Origin of the sequence: Planococcus sp. S3-L1, from assembly GCF_030063085.1 — a bacterium.
Classification (GTDB): domain Bacteria; phylum Bacillota; class Bacilli; order Bacillales_A; family Planococcaceae; genus Planococcus; species Planococcus kocurii.
In genome coordinates this window covers 403,010-417,568 of record NZ_JASISN010000001.1, presented here as the reverse complement: position 1 = coordinate 417,568, position 14,559 = coordinate 403,010, and the positions used below count along the sequence as shown (strand labels likewise).

General features: G+C 41.6%; 10 protein-coding genes. 4 read left to right on the top strand and 6 right to left on the bottom strand.

The annotated features are described in order from the left end of the window. Positions 1 to 675: 675 nt before the first annotated feature. From QMF37_RS02030 to QMF37_RS02010, 5 genes are all read right to left on the bottom strand, one after another. Positions 676 to 2,076: an O-antigen ligase family protein gene (locus tag QMF37_RS02030; protein ID WP_283476284.1), complete on the bottom strand. Its 1,401-nt coding sequence runs from the start codon at positions 2,074 to 2,076 to the stop codon at positions 676 to 678. 14 nt (positions 2,077 to 2,090) lie between these two features. Continuing rightward, positions 2,091 to 3,206, bottom strand: a complete 1,116-nt coding sequence (locus QMF37_RS02025) for a glycosyltransferase family 4 protein (RefSeq protein ID WP_283476282.1) — start codon at positions 3,204 to 3,206, stop codon at positions 2,091 to 2,093. 22 nt (positions 3,207 to 3,228) lie between these two features. Then, positions 3,229 to 4,101 (bottom strand): UTP--glucose-1-phosphate uridylyltransferase GalU, encoded by an 873-nt coding sequence (gene galU / locus QMF37_RS02020; protein ID WP_283476280.1) that lies wholly within the window; start codon positions 4,099 to 4,101, stop codon positions 3,229 to 3,231. 362 nt (positions 4,102 to 4,463) lie between these two features. Next, complete coding sequence (locus QMF37_RS02015) at positions 4,464 to 5,735, bottom strand: nucleotide sugar dehydrogenase (RefSeq protein WP_283476278.1); 1,272 nt, start codon at positions 5,733 to 5,735, stop codon at positions 4,464 to 4,466. Positions 5,736 to 5,751: 16 nt separating this feature from the next. Continuing rightward, a complete protein-coding gene (locus QMF37_RS02010; RefSeq protein WP_071153077.1) occupies positions 5,752 to 6,468 on the bottom strand; it encodes a WecB/TagA/CpsF family glycosyltransferase in 717 nt (238 codons plus the stop codon). 133 nt (positions 6,469 to 6,601) lie between these two features. Here QMF37_RS02010 and csaB point away from each other — a divergent pair, with 133 nt between their 5' ends. The 4 genes from csaB to QMF37_RS01990 all read left to right on the top strand — a co-directional run bounded on the left by csaB (position 6,602) and on the right by QMF37_RS01990 (position 12,077). Beyond that, entirely contained in the window at positions 6,602 to 7,711 is a 1,110-nt protein-coding gene (gene csaB / locus QMF37_RS02005; protein WP_283476275.1) for a polysaccharide pyruvyl transferase CsaB, read from the top strand. A gap of 23 nt (positions 7,712 to 7,734) precedes the next feature. Continuing rightward, positions 7,735 to 8,910 carry a glycosyltransferase family 4 protein gene (locus tag QMF37_RS02000; RefSeq protein ID WP_283476273.1) on the top strand — a complete coding sequence of 392 codons (1,176 nt, stop codon included), beginning with the start codon at positions 7,735 to 7,737 and terminating at the stop codon, positions 8,908 to 8,910. 70 nt (positions 8,911 to 8,980) lie between these two features. Continuing rightward, on the top strand, positions 8,981 to 10,501 hold the full coding sequence (murJ, locus tag QMF37_RS01995; protein ID WP_071153075.1) for a murein biosynthesis integral membrane protein MurJ: 1,521 nt from the start codon (positions 8,981 to 8,983) through the stop codon (positions 10,499 to 10,501). A gap of 7 nt (positions 10,502 to 10,508) precedes the next feature. Continuing rightward, positions 10,509 to 12,077, top strand: coding sequence for a hypothetical protein (locus QMF37_RS01990; protein ID WP_283476271.1), 1,569 nt, complete (start codon positions 10,509 to 10,511; stop codon positions 12,075 to 12,077). A 313-nt stretch (positions 12,078 to 12,390) separates the two neighbouring features. Here QMF37_RS01990 and QMF37_RS01985 read toward each other — a convergent pair whose 3' ends face one another. After that, the gene (locus tag QMF37_RS01985; protein WP_283476269.1) at positions 12,391 to 14,394 is read right to left on the bottom strand and encodes an S-layer homology domain-containing protein; all 2,004 of its coding nucleotides are present in this window, start codon (positions 14,392 to 14,394) and stop codon (positions 12,391 to 12,393) included. Positions 14,395 to 14,559 lie beyond the last annotated feature (165 nt).

The following is a 14,559-nucleotide window of genomic DNA, read 5'->3' as shown; positions in this document are numbered from 1 at the left end:
TGTAATTCCTCCTTGGGTTTGTGGTGCTATAACTATATTGAGTCGTATAACTCAATTCAATTATCCGTTTCACCATCACATTTCCACTATTTGTAGATTAACAACGTCTTATGAACGATGCAAAGGTCCTACCTCTTGTGGATTAGATGAAAGTTTTTGACAGATAACTAAACTCTTACTTAGTTTACCAAAGAATTAAGTTTAATCAACCACTAATGTAATAATATATCAAAAAATTTACTAATACTTACAAAAATAATACAAAAGAATTACATTTAATACGGTTTTCTAAATATTGAAACCTAAAAATGGCAATTAGTACCTAGAGAATCAACCCATTTATCATACAATTCCAATAAAAATGTTTTTTTATTATAATCTATCTTTTTAAACTTCGTTAAAAATAATAAATATTTATTAAAATAATATTTTTAAACTTTTATATCTTATTTTAACCGAATAAAAAAGAGACTTTTTACTTACTCCTTTTTTTCTTAACTAGTTTCAATAAAAAGTTTTTTTAAAATTCAGCTAGTCTTTGTACCCTCTCCTAGTAAGGACCTCCCCTATCCCTTGTTTAGTCTCGTTTTTAAGCTTGCAATTACGCTCCATAAAAAAAGCCCCGAAAGACCGCGTCATTACAACGCTACCTTTCGGGGCAAAACTTACGATTGGTTATTTTGATTCGAGCAAATCTTCATTTACGACTAACATGGCCAAAATTGCTGCGACATAAATTGAAACAGCAGGTGCCGTTAATACATGTCCCGCAGTGTACGCAATGCCGATGCCAAGAAGAAAGGCAACGCCGTACAAAATATAAAAATAGGTAAAATGGGTTTTGATATTGAACAAAAAGTGAAGCAGGAATTTACCGGTAAACCAAACGAACGGAATCATCATATAAATGAAGGTCACCCAACCGAACGAATAAAACCAGTCATGAAAGTCCATTTCGATCATCGTCGGCGACTTGCCAGGGGCTGGCGTTTCATAATTCCCTGCAAAGCCTAAACCGAATAATTGCTGCATCATCGGCGAATCTTGAAAATCTTCCTTCATAAATTGTGCATAGGTTTCACGCGAACTAAATACTAAATTCTGTACTTGTGCACTTGTTATTCCGGTATCTTCTTCCTCTTCTAGTTGTTCTTCAAATCCTTCGTCACCTTCTACTAACACTTCATCTCCAGGACGTTCAACTGGTTCTCCGAAATTGATGCCGAGAGAAGTGATGTGAGCGAACATGTTGCCGAACACCGGCGTGACCGGCGTCACCGCAATTAAGACAACGGTTAAGAACGTTGCAATGAGCAAATTAATTTTAATGGTCGCCGTGCGTTTTTTCATAGCGAGCATGATTAAACTACCGATCACAACCGATAATAAGACAATAATAATGCCGCCATAGCCCACTTTCGTTCCTAACGCTAGCATGCCAACAGCTAACAGGATAAAAGGGATCCACGACCAAGATTTTTTCCAGGCATCGGTTTTCTCAATTGCATACAAAGCCATGATAGGCAAAATAATTGCCATGATGGCACCTATTTCATTACCGGCATAAAACCAACCTGTAAATCCCGTTTTCGTATGCGAATAATTAGACAAACTCGTACCCGTCAATTGGGCAACGATAAAAATAACACCAATGAATAGTCCAGCAACCCATAAATACTTGGTCGTTTGACTAGCGATGTCGTATTGTTTGTCTTTCAGCTGACGGTAAACAACTAACAACCCAAATAAGACGATGTGGAAATAAATAGCTTTGTTGAAAAACTTAAGTTCCTGGAACAAATAATAAGGATCTTTAAGTTGAAGATTACTGACAATGTTAATACCAATTAACAACGCTAAACCGATTAAATACCCAGTAAAAAGACGGCTGTTTTTGCTGGTCCTTGCCATCCACAAAAGAAATACGATCGCTAACGCCATATACGCCGTTCGAAGAAGTACCCCTACAGTTAGACTTGTATCTACCATAAAAATAGAAGCCGTCGTCAAAATATCGATGATCGGTTGTACGGCAATAAATGCGATAAAAAATAGTAGAATTTTTTTAGAGTCCATAGTTAAATCCTCTTTCATTTAGTTAGCTCTAAGTTATGAAATATCGCAGAAAGTTTTGATTGAATCTTTCGCTGATCATAATTTTGCGCTGTTTCATAGGCAGCTTTAGCGATTTGTTGCTTTTCTTCCATTGTTAATTGGTTATACAGCTCCAACTGTTTAACCAAATCTTCCCACTCACCAGCAGTAAATAACCAGCTGTTGGCACCATCTTGGACATAGTCCAGTATGCCACCAATTCGGCTTGCTAGAATCGGTGTGCCACAAGCCATTGCTTCGAGACCAACCAATCCGAGACTCTCCCCTTTTCTCGTCGTCGGGAATATGAAAAGTTCAATGATGTTATAAATGGCCGCTAAATCTTGGTGTTTCATCAACGGAAAATGCACCACTACGTCGTCTAAGCCAAGATCTGATCTCATTTGAAAAAATGCATCGTCGTCTTTGCCTGAACCAACCATGATTAACCGTGTTTTGCTTTTTTCAGCTGGATTCTGCTCAAGAAAAGCAGAAAACCCTTTTAGTAAATGATCCCAGCCTTTGCCGACATCCATCCGTCCAACGTAACCAAAATAACGCATCGTCGAATCTAATGCTAATTGTTCCAGCTGGCGTTGTCGTGCACCGGGATTCGGATAAAAGACTGCTGAGTTTACGCCACCTGACGGAAAAATTTCAATCGGTGTCGTCACTGCATATTTCTCGTGAACAAGCTCTTTGTAATAATGTGATGGCGTAATAATCATCGTGGATTGCTGCAATAGCTTTTTAACATAAGGCTGGAATTTTTCTTGAGAGGCTACTTCCGGAACCACGTCACTGCCATGAACATTTGTCATAATTTTGACAGATGGCTTTAGTTTTTTCAATAGTAAAAGCGGAAAAGCATTGTGAGCTGCATAATGCACATAAATCACATCGTAGTTACCTGTTAGCCCTTTCCGAAGAACGTTGGCATAATGGCCAAGATAAGCCGCTATTTTTTGTGATTTTTTAATAGACTTTGTTACAACCGCTTTGTCTACAGTAAATCCTTCATCCGTTAAAATGGCTTCGGTGTTTTTTACAAAAACGCCGAAGCTCGGAAAGTCTTCTGAAGGGTACATGTTTGATACGAGCAAAATTTTCAAAGATAGGCCTTCCTTTCGAACTTTACTTGTATTCTTCTAGTTTCAGTTTCATGAAATCCAGTAAATCTTCACGAAGTTCTGGACGTGCCAAAGCAAATTCCAGTGTTGTTTCAACAAATCCACGTTTTTCTCCTACGTCATAACGCTTTCCTTCGAACGCGTATCCGTAAACATCTTGCACTGCGTTTAATTGTTCAATAGCATCGGTTAATTGGATTTCTCCATTCGCACCGACTTTCATCTTATCTAAAAACCCAAAAATTTCTGGAGTGAAGACGTAACGCCCAATAATGGCTAAATTGGATGGAGCCGTACCCGCTCTTGGTTTTTCGACAAATTTATTGGCTTTGTATAGCCGCCCCTCTACTGTGGACGGATCCATAATGCCGTAACGATAGGTTTCTTCTTCTGGAACTTCCATAACACCAATGACCGAAGACTGCGTTTTGTTGTATTGCGCCATCAACTGCTGAAGTCCTGGAACTTCTGATTGAATAATATCATCGCCGAGCAACACAGCAAAAGGTTCATCGCCGATAAATTTCCGTGCAGTCCAAACTGCATGACCAAGACCCAGAGGTGATTTTTGACGGATATAGTGAATATCCACTTTGCTGGATAACTGAACGGCATTCAGCAATTCAAACTTTTCGGATTCCTCAAGACGCGCTTCCAGAAAAGGAGCCGAATCAAAATGATCTTCAATTGCCCGTTTGTCTTTTCCCGTCACGATAATAATGTCTTCAATACCCGAAGCAATTGCTTCTTCCACAATGTATTGAATGGTCGGTTTGTCTACAATCGGCAGCATTTCTTTCGGCATCGCTTTTGTTGCTGGTAAAAAACGCGTACCTAATCCAGCAGCGGGAATAATCGCTTTCCTTACTTTTTTCATAGGCTTGTCTCCCTAGTTTAGTTGAAATTTTTAATTTTATAGTCGATATTCCGCAAAACAATTCCGCTTTCCTGCGCCGAACTAACTCGGGCTTAACGCCCGAGTGGATTTCGGCACTTCGCTATCCCGCTGGAGTCTCCATTGTTTTGCTCCATATCTTAATGGCAGTTAAATATTAGAACTTTTATTTATTTAATATGACTCCTAGAAGAAAGAGCGGAAGGTAGCGACTCCTGCGAGCCCCCGGCAGCCGGCACCGCGACGTCCTGTCGCGCCAGCTGCATGACCCGCATCCTGCGGGCCCGAAAGCGTCCACCTGGAGCGATTTCTTCCAACCCATATCTCAAAGTTAACTTCTTATTTCAGTTCTTCGAATCTCCAAGTACGTATACGTCAAAACCAGCTGCTTCCCACTTCGTACGGTCTACACAGTTTTTGGTATCGACGACAATTTTATTTTTCATCGAAGTCAACGTCATCGGATCTAAGTCTTTAAATACTTGATGATCCGTTACGATAACGAGTGCAGACGCGTCTGTTAAGGCTTCTTCTGCATGTTGCGTTTGCTGGTCAATATTATTAACTTTAATATGCGGATCGAATGCCTTCACATTGAAGTTGCGCAACGTGAACTGCTCGACCACATCTACTGAAGGGCTTTCGCGCATGTCGTCAATATTGCCTTTGAACGCTAACCCAAAAATAGCGATTTTCGGATCAACAATGCCTTTAGCTTTTAAAATGTCTGCTGTTAGCTGAGCTGTGTAGGCCGGCATGCCGTCATTTGTTTGACGAGCCAAATGGATCATTTTCGACTTCTGCGGATCTAATTCAACTAAGAACCATGGATCGACAGCGATACAATGTCCGCCCACACCTGGTCCTGGCGTATGAATATTGACTCGCGGATGGTAGTTCGCCAACTGGATCGCTTCCCAAATATTGACGCCGATGTTTTGGGCAATCATGGCTAGTTCGTTTGCGAATGCAATGTTGACATCTCGGTATGTGTTTTCCATGACTTTTACAAGTTCAGCCGTGGTCGTATCCGTTTCGTGCATACGTCCTTCGACAAACGAATTGTATAACTCCGACGTCACGCGAGCAGATTGTTCGTTAATGCCGCCAATAATCCGGTCATTAGAGACCAATTCAGTAAATACTTTGCCTGGAATCACACGTTCAGGTGAATGAGAAACAAATAATTCCGTTCCCATGTTAAGACCTGATTGAATGAGTTCAGGGATCATGACGTTTTCCACCGTTTTAGGTGGCACAGTCGATTCAAGAATAACCAGATTGCCTTTTTTCAAAAACGGCACAACAGAAGCCGTTGCTTGACGCACGTATTCAAGTTCCGCTGTTTTATCCGGATTGATCGGTGAAGGCACCGCAATAATGAATACATCTGCCTCTACAGGTTTTGTGCCAACCGTAAAAGCACCGTTGTCGATTGCTGTGTCTAAACGCTCTTGCAATCCATCTTCTTCTATATGAAGTTCTTTATTTCCGATCATTTTTACTGCTTTTTCATTTATATCAACACCGTGGACCTGATGTCCGTGATTGGCAAACATAACAGCTGTCGGCAAACCGATATAGCCAAGACCGACAACACAGATAGACTTCTTCATTTTTACATTAGCTCCTTTAGCGTGATCGTAATACTTTCATTAAAAAAATGGGCAAATTCATTTGTCGTTTGATGCGAGACGGACTGGAAATTAATCGGTAAAGCCATTCAATTCCGAGCTTGCGAAAAAGTAACGGCGCTCGTTTAACAGTTCCGGAAAAGACGTCAAAACTGCCGCCGACTCCTTGGAATACTTGGACGTTTTGGAGTCGCCCCATGTTTCGTTGAATCCACAATTCTTGTTTCGGACTACCGAGTGCAACAAAAATAAGTTTTGCACCGCTCGCGTTAATCCGCTCAACGAGTGCATCTTCATCTTTTTCAAAGCCGTTGGTGTATCCCGCGACAAGGATTCCCGGATTGGTTTCTTGAATGCTGCTAATTGCTTTTGTGACCACTTCTTCTTGTGCACCGTAAAAATACACGGGAAGTTTTTCTGCAGTCGCAAATTCTAGTAGCTTCGCCATCATATCGACACCTGTTACACGTGAAGTGATGTTGCCGCCTTTTATTTTAGCGGCGAGCAAAATGCCAATGCCGTCCGCAATCTGGTAAGTTGACGAATTGATCAGTTGTTTCACTTGCGGATCCCGCTCAGCGGCAATGACTTTTTCCGGATTAACAGCGATGATGGTCGACTGATCTCCATTTAGAATCCGCTGTCTTAAATCTTCTATTATACCTTCATATGACAGAGGTGAAACATTCACCCCTAAATAGCTTTCTTTCATCATGAGTACCCTCTATTCGCTAGCTTTCAATTTTATTAGTATAGCAGATTTCAACAGTAGTTGCATAGGCTGTTTAACAAGTGATAGAATTTAGCAAGGACAAGGCTTGAGAGCTTTAGTTTGAGGAGGAAATAGTGTGAAAATAGTACTATCTGGCTTTTATGGATTGGGCAATACTGGCGATGAAGCTATCCTAAAAGCGATTATTGATAATTTAAGAGCCGAATTAACCAACCCCGAAATTACTGTGTTTTCCTTATCCCCAGACCAGACGGCAAAAGAATATGGCGTCAAATCGGTATACCGCGCATGGAGACGTGAAAACAAAGAAAAAGTAAAAGCGTTACGGAGTGCAGATTTGATGATTTCTGGAGGCGGCGGCTTGTTGCAAGACACCTACCCGACGAAATTTTTGTTTGGTCCGCTTCCTTATTACTTGTTGATTGTCATTCTAGCGAAACTTTGCGGCACAAAAGTCATGTTTTTTTCACAAGGAATTGGCCCTGTGACATCAACTTGGGGTAAAATCTTGATGAAGCTCTTTGCGAACCGCGCCGATTTTATTACGGTACGTGATCAGTATTCGAAAGATTATTTGAAAAAGCTTGGTGTGACGCGTCCCGAAACAGTTGTGACTGCCGATATCGTTTTTGCGTTTAAAGCAGACGAAGAAGATCGTGCGTATCAGTCTCTGCCGTTGACCGGCGACGAAAAAATTGTGGCCGTTACGGTTCGTCCGTGGTTTAGTCATCCGGATTATATTGAGAAAACAGCTCACTTACTCGATCAATTGATCGAACAGCGCGGCGTGACACCGGTATTTGTTCCAATGGAAGGCAAATACGATGTGCCCGCTTCAAAAGACGTCATGGCAAAAATGAAACACGCAGACAAAACCTACTTGCTCGGTTCTGACTTCACGCCGAATGAGTTTTTGAATTTCATTCGTCATGCCGAACTAACTGTCGGTTTGCGCTTACACGCGTTAATCTTCTCGGCTTTATCAAATGTGCCTCATCTTGGATTCAGCTACGACAAAAAAGTAGAAAGTTTCTTGAAACGTTCAGGAATGTGGGACTATTCTTTCCGTTTAGGTGAGATAGATGAAACCAAACTATTAACCAATGCGTTATACCTATTGGATAACAAAACACAAGCACAGCAAATTATGGAACCGAATGTGGCCAAGCTTCACGCTGAAGCGATGCGCAATATCGAATTGTTACAAGAACATTTTGTGAAATAAGCTTTTTAGGAAGGAACTGTCAAATGAAAATTTTATTGGCAACAACTTACGACTATCCCCATTTAGGTGGACTTTCAACACATATGACGACATTAAAAACGGGTCTTGAAAATTTAGGACATACTGTTGAAACACTGTCTTTTTCAGACGTCCCTAAATGGCGCCGTGATTTTATCGCACGTGGCCCTTCTTTTTTACTGAATAAAGCATCCCTTGGAGCAGGTTACGTTTGGACCTTAAATCGCCGCCAGGAATTTCTGGAACAGATTTTAAAAGATGAAGCTTACAAGTCATTTGATGTGATTAATGCGCAAGACGTATTCGCAACACGTGCTGCGCTCAACGTGGGACTTCCTACAGTGACGACGACTCACGGTTACTTAACGTTTGAAGGCATCTCTAAAGGTTCTGTTGCAGAAGGCAGCAAGCACGCACAAAAGTTACTAGATGTGGAATACAGCATGTACAAAAAAACGCGCGCTGTGATTACGGTTGATACACGAATCAAGGAATATATAAAGCGTGAAGCGAATGTAGAAGCGTCGATGATCAAAAACTTTATCGATGTGGAAGATTTCAAACCCGAACTCGAACGTCGCGCCGAATTCCGGACGAAATACGGCATCGCGCAAGACGAGCTGATTTTCTTTATCCCTCGCAGGTTAACAAAGAAAAACGGTGTCATTTATCCGATCTTGTCGTTTCCACCGGTACTCGAAAAATACCCGAATGCTCGCTTGGTTTTTGCCGGTACTGGCGAAATGATGGAACAGATGAAAGCCAAAGCAAAAGAGCTTGGTATCGATAAAAACGTCACTATGCTCGGTGCAGTCGATCACAAAGACATGATTCAGTATTACGCACTTAGTGACATCGCGCTTGTCCCTTCTATCTATTCCGCGGGTGTCGAAGAGGCGACGTCGATTTCTGCTTTAGAAGCTATGGGCTCAGGTATTCCTTTGATTGCTTGTGCGGTGGGTGGATTAAAAGAAATTGTCGATCATAATACGGACGGACTGCTCGTTGAAGAGAAAAATGTAGAGCAATTGTCGGACGCGATGATTTATTTACTGGCGAATCCACAAGAAGGCGAAAAACTGGCATCAGCTGCCCGCACTAAAATTATCGAGCAGTATTCGCATTTTGCGGCTGCTGAGAAATACGAAAAGATTTATCAACAAGCGCTCACAACAAACTGAGTATCCAAAGAAAAAGTGGCCGGTTCTCTATTTTGAGCCAGCCGCTTTTTGCTGAGAAAGAAGTGAATTTATGTCGAGTCTTAAAAAAGCGGCTATTTGGACGACTGGCCTGGCTCTGTTATTAAAACTATCGGGATTACTACGCGAATCGATTGTCGCCCGGGAATTCGGTGCTTCTGCTGAAACAGATGGTTATTTTTTGGCTTTTTCCTTTATTACATTAGTAGTGGCCATGATCGCTACTGGCTTTAATAACGTCTTCTTGCCACTGTATATTAAACGGCGACAAAGTAAATTGGATGTAACCGATCGCAACGCAAATGCGCTTTTAAACTGGACGATGTTGCTGTTTATCGGTGTGTCGATTGTCGGCTGGTCCACTGCCGGTTGGATCGTGCCGCTCATCTATGGCAACATGCTGCCAGAAACGGAAGTTATTGCGATTCAGATGACGGAAGTCTTTTTTATCTTTATGACATTTATCGCATTAGCAGGACTTTTAGAATCTTACCTTCAATCACGCCGCATTTTTGTTCCGACTCTTGTATCCAAGCTACTGGCGACATTTATGTCTGCTATGTTCGCGCTGTTGTTTAGTGACATATGGGGCATTTATGCATTAGCTTATGGATTTGTGACAGGAACCATTATCGGTGCCATCATCCAGATGTATTATTTGATCAAATCAAATTACAGCTGGCAGCCAACTTTAAAGTTGGAGTCTGATTTCCGAAAAGCTTTCGTTATTTTAATCATCCCTTCTCTTTTAAATTCGGTTGTCGGGCAAGTAAATTTGTTCGTCAACAAAGCTTTTGCCTCAGGGACGATTGAAGCGGCTGTTTCTTATTTGAATAACGCTTCGTTGATCATTAGCATCCCAACGGCCATTTATGCGGCTACTTTGGCAGCAATCATTTTCACCTTAATGTCTGAACAAGCAACGGATCCAGCCAAATTCAAAGATACTTTGTTTTTAGGCATGGAAATTTCGTTTGTTACGCTTGTGCCGATTTCTGTTGGTTTGTTAGTCGTGGGTGACGCCATTATTTCGTTCATCTACGAAGGTGGCGCGTTTACTGCACAAGATGCAGACTATACGTATATGGCCTTACTGTTCTATTTGCCTATCATCATTTTCCAGGGTATGCAATTGATGCTGTCAAAATCGATGTATGCTCGCGGTAAAACAGCAGTAGTTCTTCGGATTAGCGTGACGACCATCGTACTGAACTTCTTGTTAAACTGGTTCTTAGTAGATGATTATGGCTATTTGGCGTTGGCTTTTGCTGCCTCTATCGTTTCGATTTACTACTTCACTTTATCAATGGTCGTTGTCTACAAAGATTTAGGCATGCACGAATTTAAACGCTTCGTGTCCATGGCTGTTCGCGTGATTGTACCGGCCACGGCGATGGGGCTTGCTGTATGGGGCGCAAAGACAGCCTTGTCAGCATCCGAATGGCCCGCACTTGTTCAACTGGCTGTTCTTGTTCCTATTGGAATTGTCGTTTACGGTGTGCTGTTGCGGTTCATGCACCCAGCCGGATTTGCACGTTTTGTAGGATTAATCAAACGGAAAAAGAAAGGATGATCACGTGTTGAAGAAAGTCTTTTGGGGAGCTGGCCTTTTTTTACTGGTTGCTTCGCTCCTACTCGCTGCATTTTTCTTCGTCACAGAAAATCGCGTTATTTACGAAGGCGATGAATTGGCTGTGACCATTGAATTGCCAGCCCTATTTACGATCATGCCACCCGAAAAAACAGAACGTACAGTTGAAAACACGATAGACGAAAGTCACCGTGTACACATCGAGTTGTTTGGCGCGAAAGTGGGCTTTGTTGATATTACGGAACGAACTTTAGGCAATGGTTCTACCTTTCTTTTTGAACGCTTTGAAAACAACAGCTGGTTGTTCTTTCCTGCTACGGTCGTTGTATCGGGGTTAGAAGACCCTGAATTCACCAGTTGGAATCCTGCTATTATTGAACATGAGTACCATGATGTTTTCGGAATGGACCCTACTGTTAATCCGTTTGGTACGCTGAAAAGCTCCGATTTCGAGCTTCTTCAAAGCAATGTCTATGTGTCTAAAAAAATGCAAACCGACTACGATGACGGAACAAGCAGTCATCTTCGCAAGCTTTCTAAAGAAGTGCGAGACCTAGAAATTTCGGGCAACACCCTCGTCAAGAAGTTTTGGTTACAGCCCCTTCAGCTGGCTGAATCTTGGGCGATGATTTCAGAAAAACCGTTGTTTTCGTCAACCGCATCCGAAGAAGAGTGGATTGATCATTCCTTGAACAATCAAACCGTTCAACTAAACTGGCTGACAACCGACGGCCCTTATACCAAACTGCCTTTTTCGATTGAACCTAGCTCCAAAATGGGCTATGGCCGCGCAATTGGTCGTTTCGAAGACGATGAGGCCTTACGCTGGAACCAAAAAGACCCTTCTGCTTTTCACGAAACGATGATTTTAAACTCACGTGTCAACTTACTTTATTACTTGGCTGAGTTTGACGGATCGCGTTGGCCCACTGAATATACCAGCACATGGTTAAAAAACGCCTATGAAGTCACGGCACCTTATGTGGATACTCGTTATAACGAATACGTCGCATTTTACTTAGATGAAACTGCTAAACTGTATGACGACCAAATTGAGCAAAATGAGTTAGCTGTGGAAACTTATGCTGATTATTTGTTAACGCAGATCAACGCCGAACAAACACTTCCTACTGCCAGCGGATTTTTAATCGTTGATTATTTTGATGAAGATGACCAAACGCCGTTAACGCATGCTTCGTTAAACCACGAATTAGGCGGCTTAAAGATTTTGCTACAGGCCTATGGGGATACACAAAATAAGGATTATTTAGAGGCAGCCGAAAGCGTAACGAGCGGCATCGAAGAATTTGGTCAGGATGCTGGCGGATGGATTCGCGAAAACGGGGATCTCTGGTACCAGGCGCGTCCTGATGGGACATTTAGCGGAGATGATTATCCTCAGCTGACGTTACTGGATTTACTAGAAACGCAATTATTGTTAGAAAAACTGGGAATGGAACGCAATGCTTATTTTGATGACATGATTGATTCGAAACTTCTTTATTTAGAGAAAGAAAACATTGAATTGATTGAAAAAGTGACGATTCTGATGGAGTAGTGTTAGGAGTCATTTTGAATTAAGTGGTATGCGAAAAGAAAAAGATTTAATCAAAATGAATAACTGTGTATAAGTCAACCGGTTTGACCACCAAATCTAGTTTTCATAAGCAATCTCTCAAGGATTTGGAGCGCAATGCGATCAGGAGGCTCAAGCTTCATCCTCGGCAACTAGCATCGCGTCAGCATGGAGCGCAGAGTCTTATATATCAATGATGAAGTGATTATAAAAATTCTTTTGTCTACGACCCGAAAAAAACAAAAGGCGTGTTGGATTTTATCCAACGCGCCTTTTGTTTTTTTATTTGTCGATATCAATTAATAGGATCAACTAAGTCGGAACGAATCCACCCTACACCGTTATTCGTATCTGCCTCAGGATTCAAGTCAGAAATGACTTTGTACCAAGTATAGCCATCCGTTGCTTTTTGAGTGTCTAGAATGACGACAGGATAACCAAATGCATTGTTGATACCTAGGTTTCCACGCTTGAATTGATACAATACCGTCGGACCGTTTGGCGCGTTTCGAACGTTTGTTGAAGCGGTATTGGTAATGCCTAATTTGTGTTGCCCGATGTCTTTTTTGCCTAATTCTAAATCTGCACGGAACATGTGTCCCGCTACTTTCGCACCCCATGTCGGATCTGAAGCATAGCTAACGTTAAAGCCTGTCGTCTTGTTGCCAGGACTTGCTCCGTTTGCATAGCCACCGAGCGGATTTGCATAATTGCGGTTCATGTACTCACGTGCAAAAGCATCGATACTCGCTTCGGGTTTAGAGTAAACCGTGCCTTCATGTGGAGAGCCGTCAAAAACACGAATTCCGAACAAGTTGTTTTTGGTCTGTGCATTGCCACTCATGCCATAAGCACTTTCGTGCATGGCAGCAGATAGCATGAACAAAGCGTTGACATTGTATTTGTTTTGCATCGCAATAAAATATTTACCCGTACCAATTAACTTCGACTTGTTTACTGCGTCTTTATATGTTCCTGAACTCGTCGTGACTGCTTTTAGTTTGCTCATCACATATTGATCTAGCTGTTCAGCAGTGTAATTAGTAGTTGTGCGAACAGATTGATATTGGAAATAAGGATAGTGAACAAACTGAGTAACTCCTGCTGCATTGGCAAAATGTATCCCGTCTTTGCTGTAGTATTTTACTCCTTCAACCATTTCTGAAGGTGCAGGTCCAATTGAATGGCTAGCGCGAGTTTTACTAACGTAATTGTATTGGTAATGCTCTAGCGTTCCCCATTTGTTTTTCAAGTAATAGTCTTGATTTGTAATTAGTTCTGAAGGAACAAAATCCACTTCGCTATGTTTTGCATACCCAATCGTTCCACCCACTTGAACTTTTACAAATTCTTCAGTTGAATCGATATAACGTAATTCTCTGCCGTGTTCGATGTATGTAGCTTGTTTGGTAAATTGAGAATCATAATAAATGGTGGTCACTTCTTTTGTACCGCTCCCTGAAACTCGATTACCAAAAGCCAATCCACTCTTCATCTGAATGATTTCATCTCCATGGAAAATCACTTGTGCAGTTGGAACCTTTTTAAACGATTCGACCGCTAGCTGATAGTCTTTATGACCGTACTGCTGTTTGACGAGTACGCCTTTATCTACATACCCAAGATAATACAACGATCCATCATTTGGTATGTCTGGCAAAATCGGTGGCACACTTGCTTTTTCATGAGCCAACAAGAAGCGATAGATAAAAGCAGCAGCTTGTTCACGGCTAGCAATGTCTTTCGGTCCGTATTTTAAACCGCCCTTCCCATCCGGCATACCTTCTGTAATCTCGTAATGAACGATCGCAAATACTGCGCGAATCCCGCCAGAAGAAACAAAGTCTTCAGCATCTGAAAACTCGATGCGCTTTTCTATTACTTCCATGTCTTGATATTCAAGAACATTTTTTAAGGTTTGAGCCATTTGTTCGCGTGTAATGTTAGCAGTCGGCCGGAATGTGCTGTCTGTAACTCCGACCATCAAGCCTGCACTATAGGCTGCTCCAATTTCATTTGAAAGGCTAGAATTTTTTGGAACGTCTTTAAACGGGTGGATTCCTGCTGGTAAATTTAATGCACGGTTAATAAATGCAGCAAATTGTTCTCGGGTTACATTAGCTGTCGGCTTATATGTACCGTCTTTGTACCCTGTCAAAATTCCTTTTTGCACCATTTCTTTCATTTCTTTTTCTAGCGCACTGCCAGGTACAATGTCAGTAGCTTCACTGCTTGAGGCAAAGCCAAAAATACCGGTAATTAGTAAAATAATGACTGCTAACTTATTGATTGTCTTCATATGTGCCCCCTGTTGAGTGTACGAATAGCGTTTTGCAACGCATCCTACTCGTAGTTTTGAATCATCCTAATAGTTCATTAGTTGCCAATATAAACCTCTTTTATACATAGTTTATAGTAAAAATATGTTTTAAAGAAGGAGAATCTGGGAATACATTAAAATAAG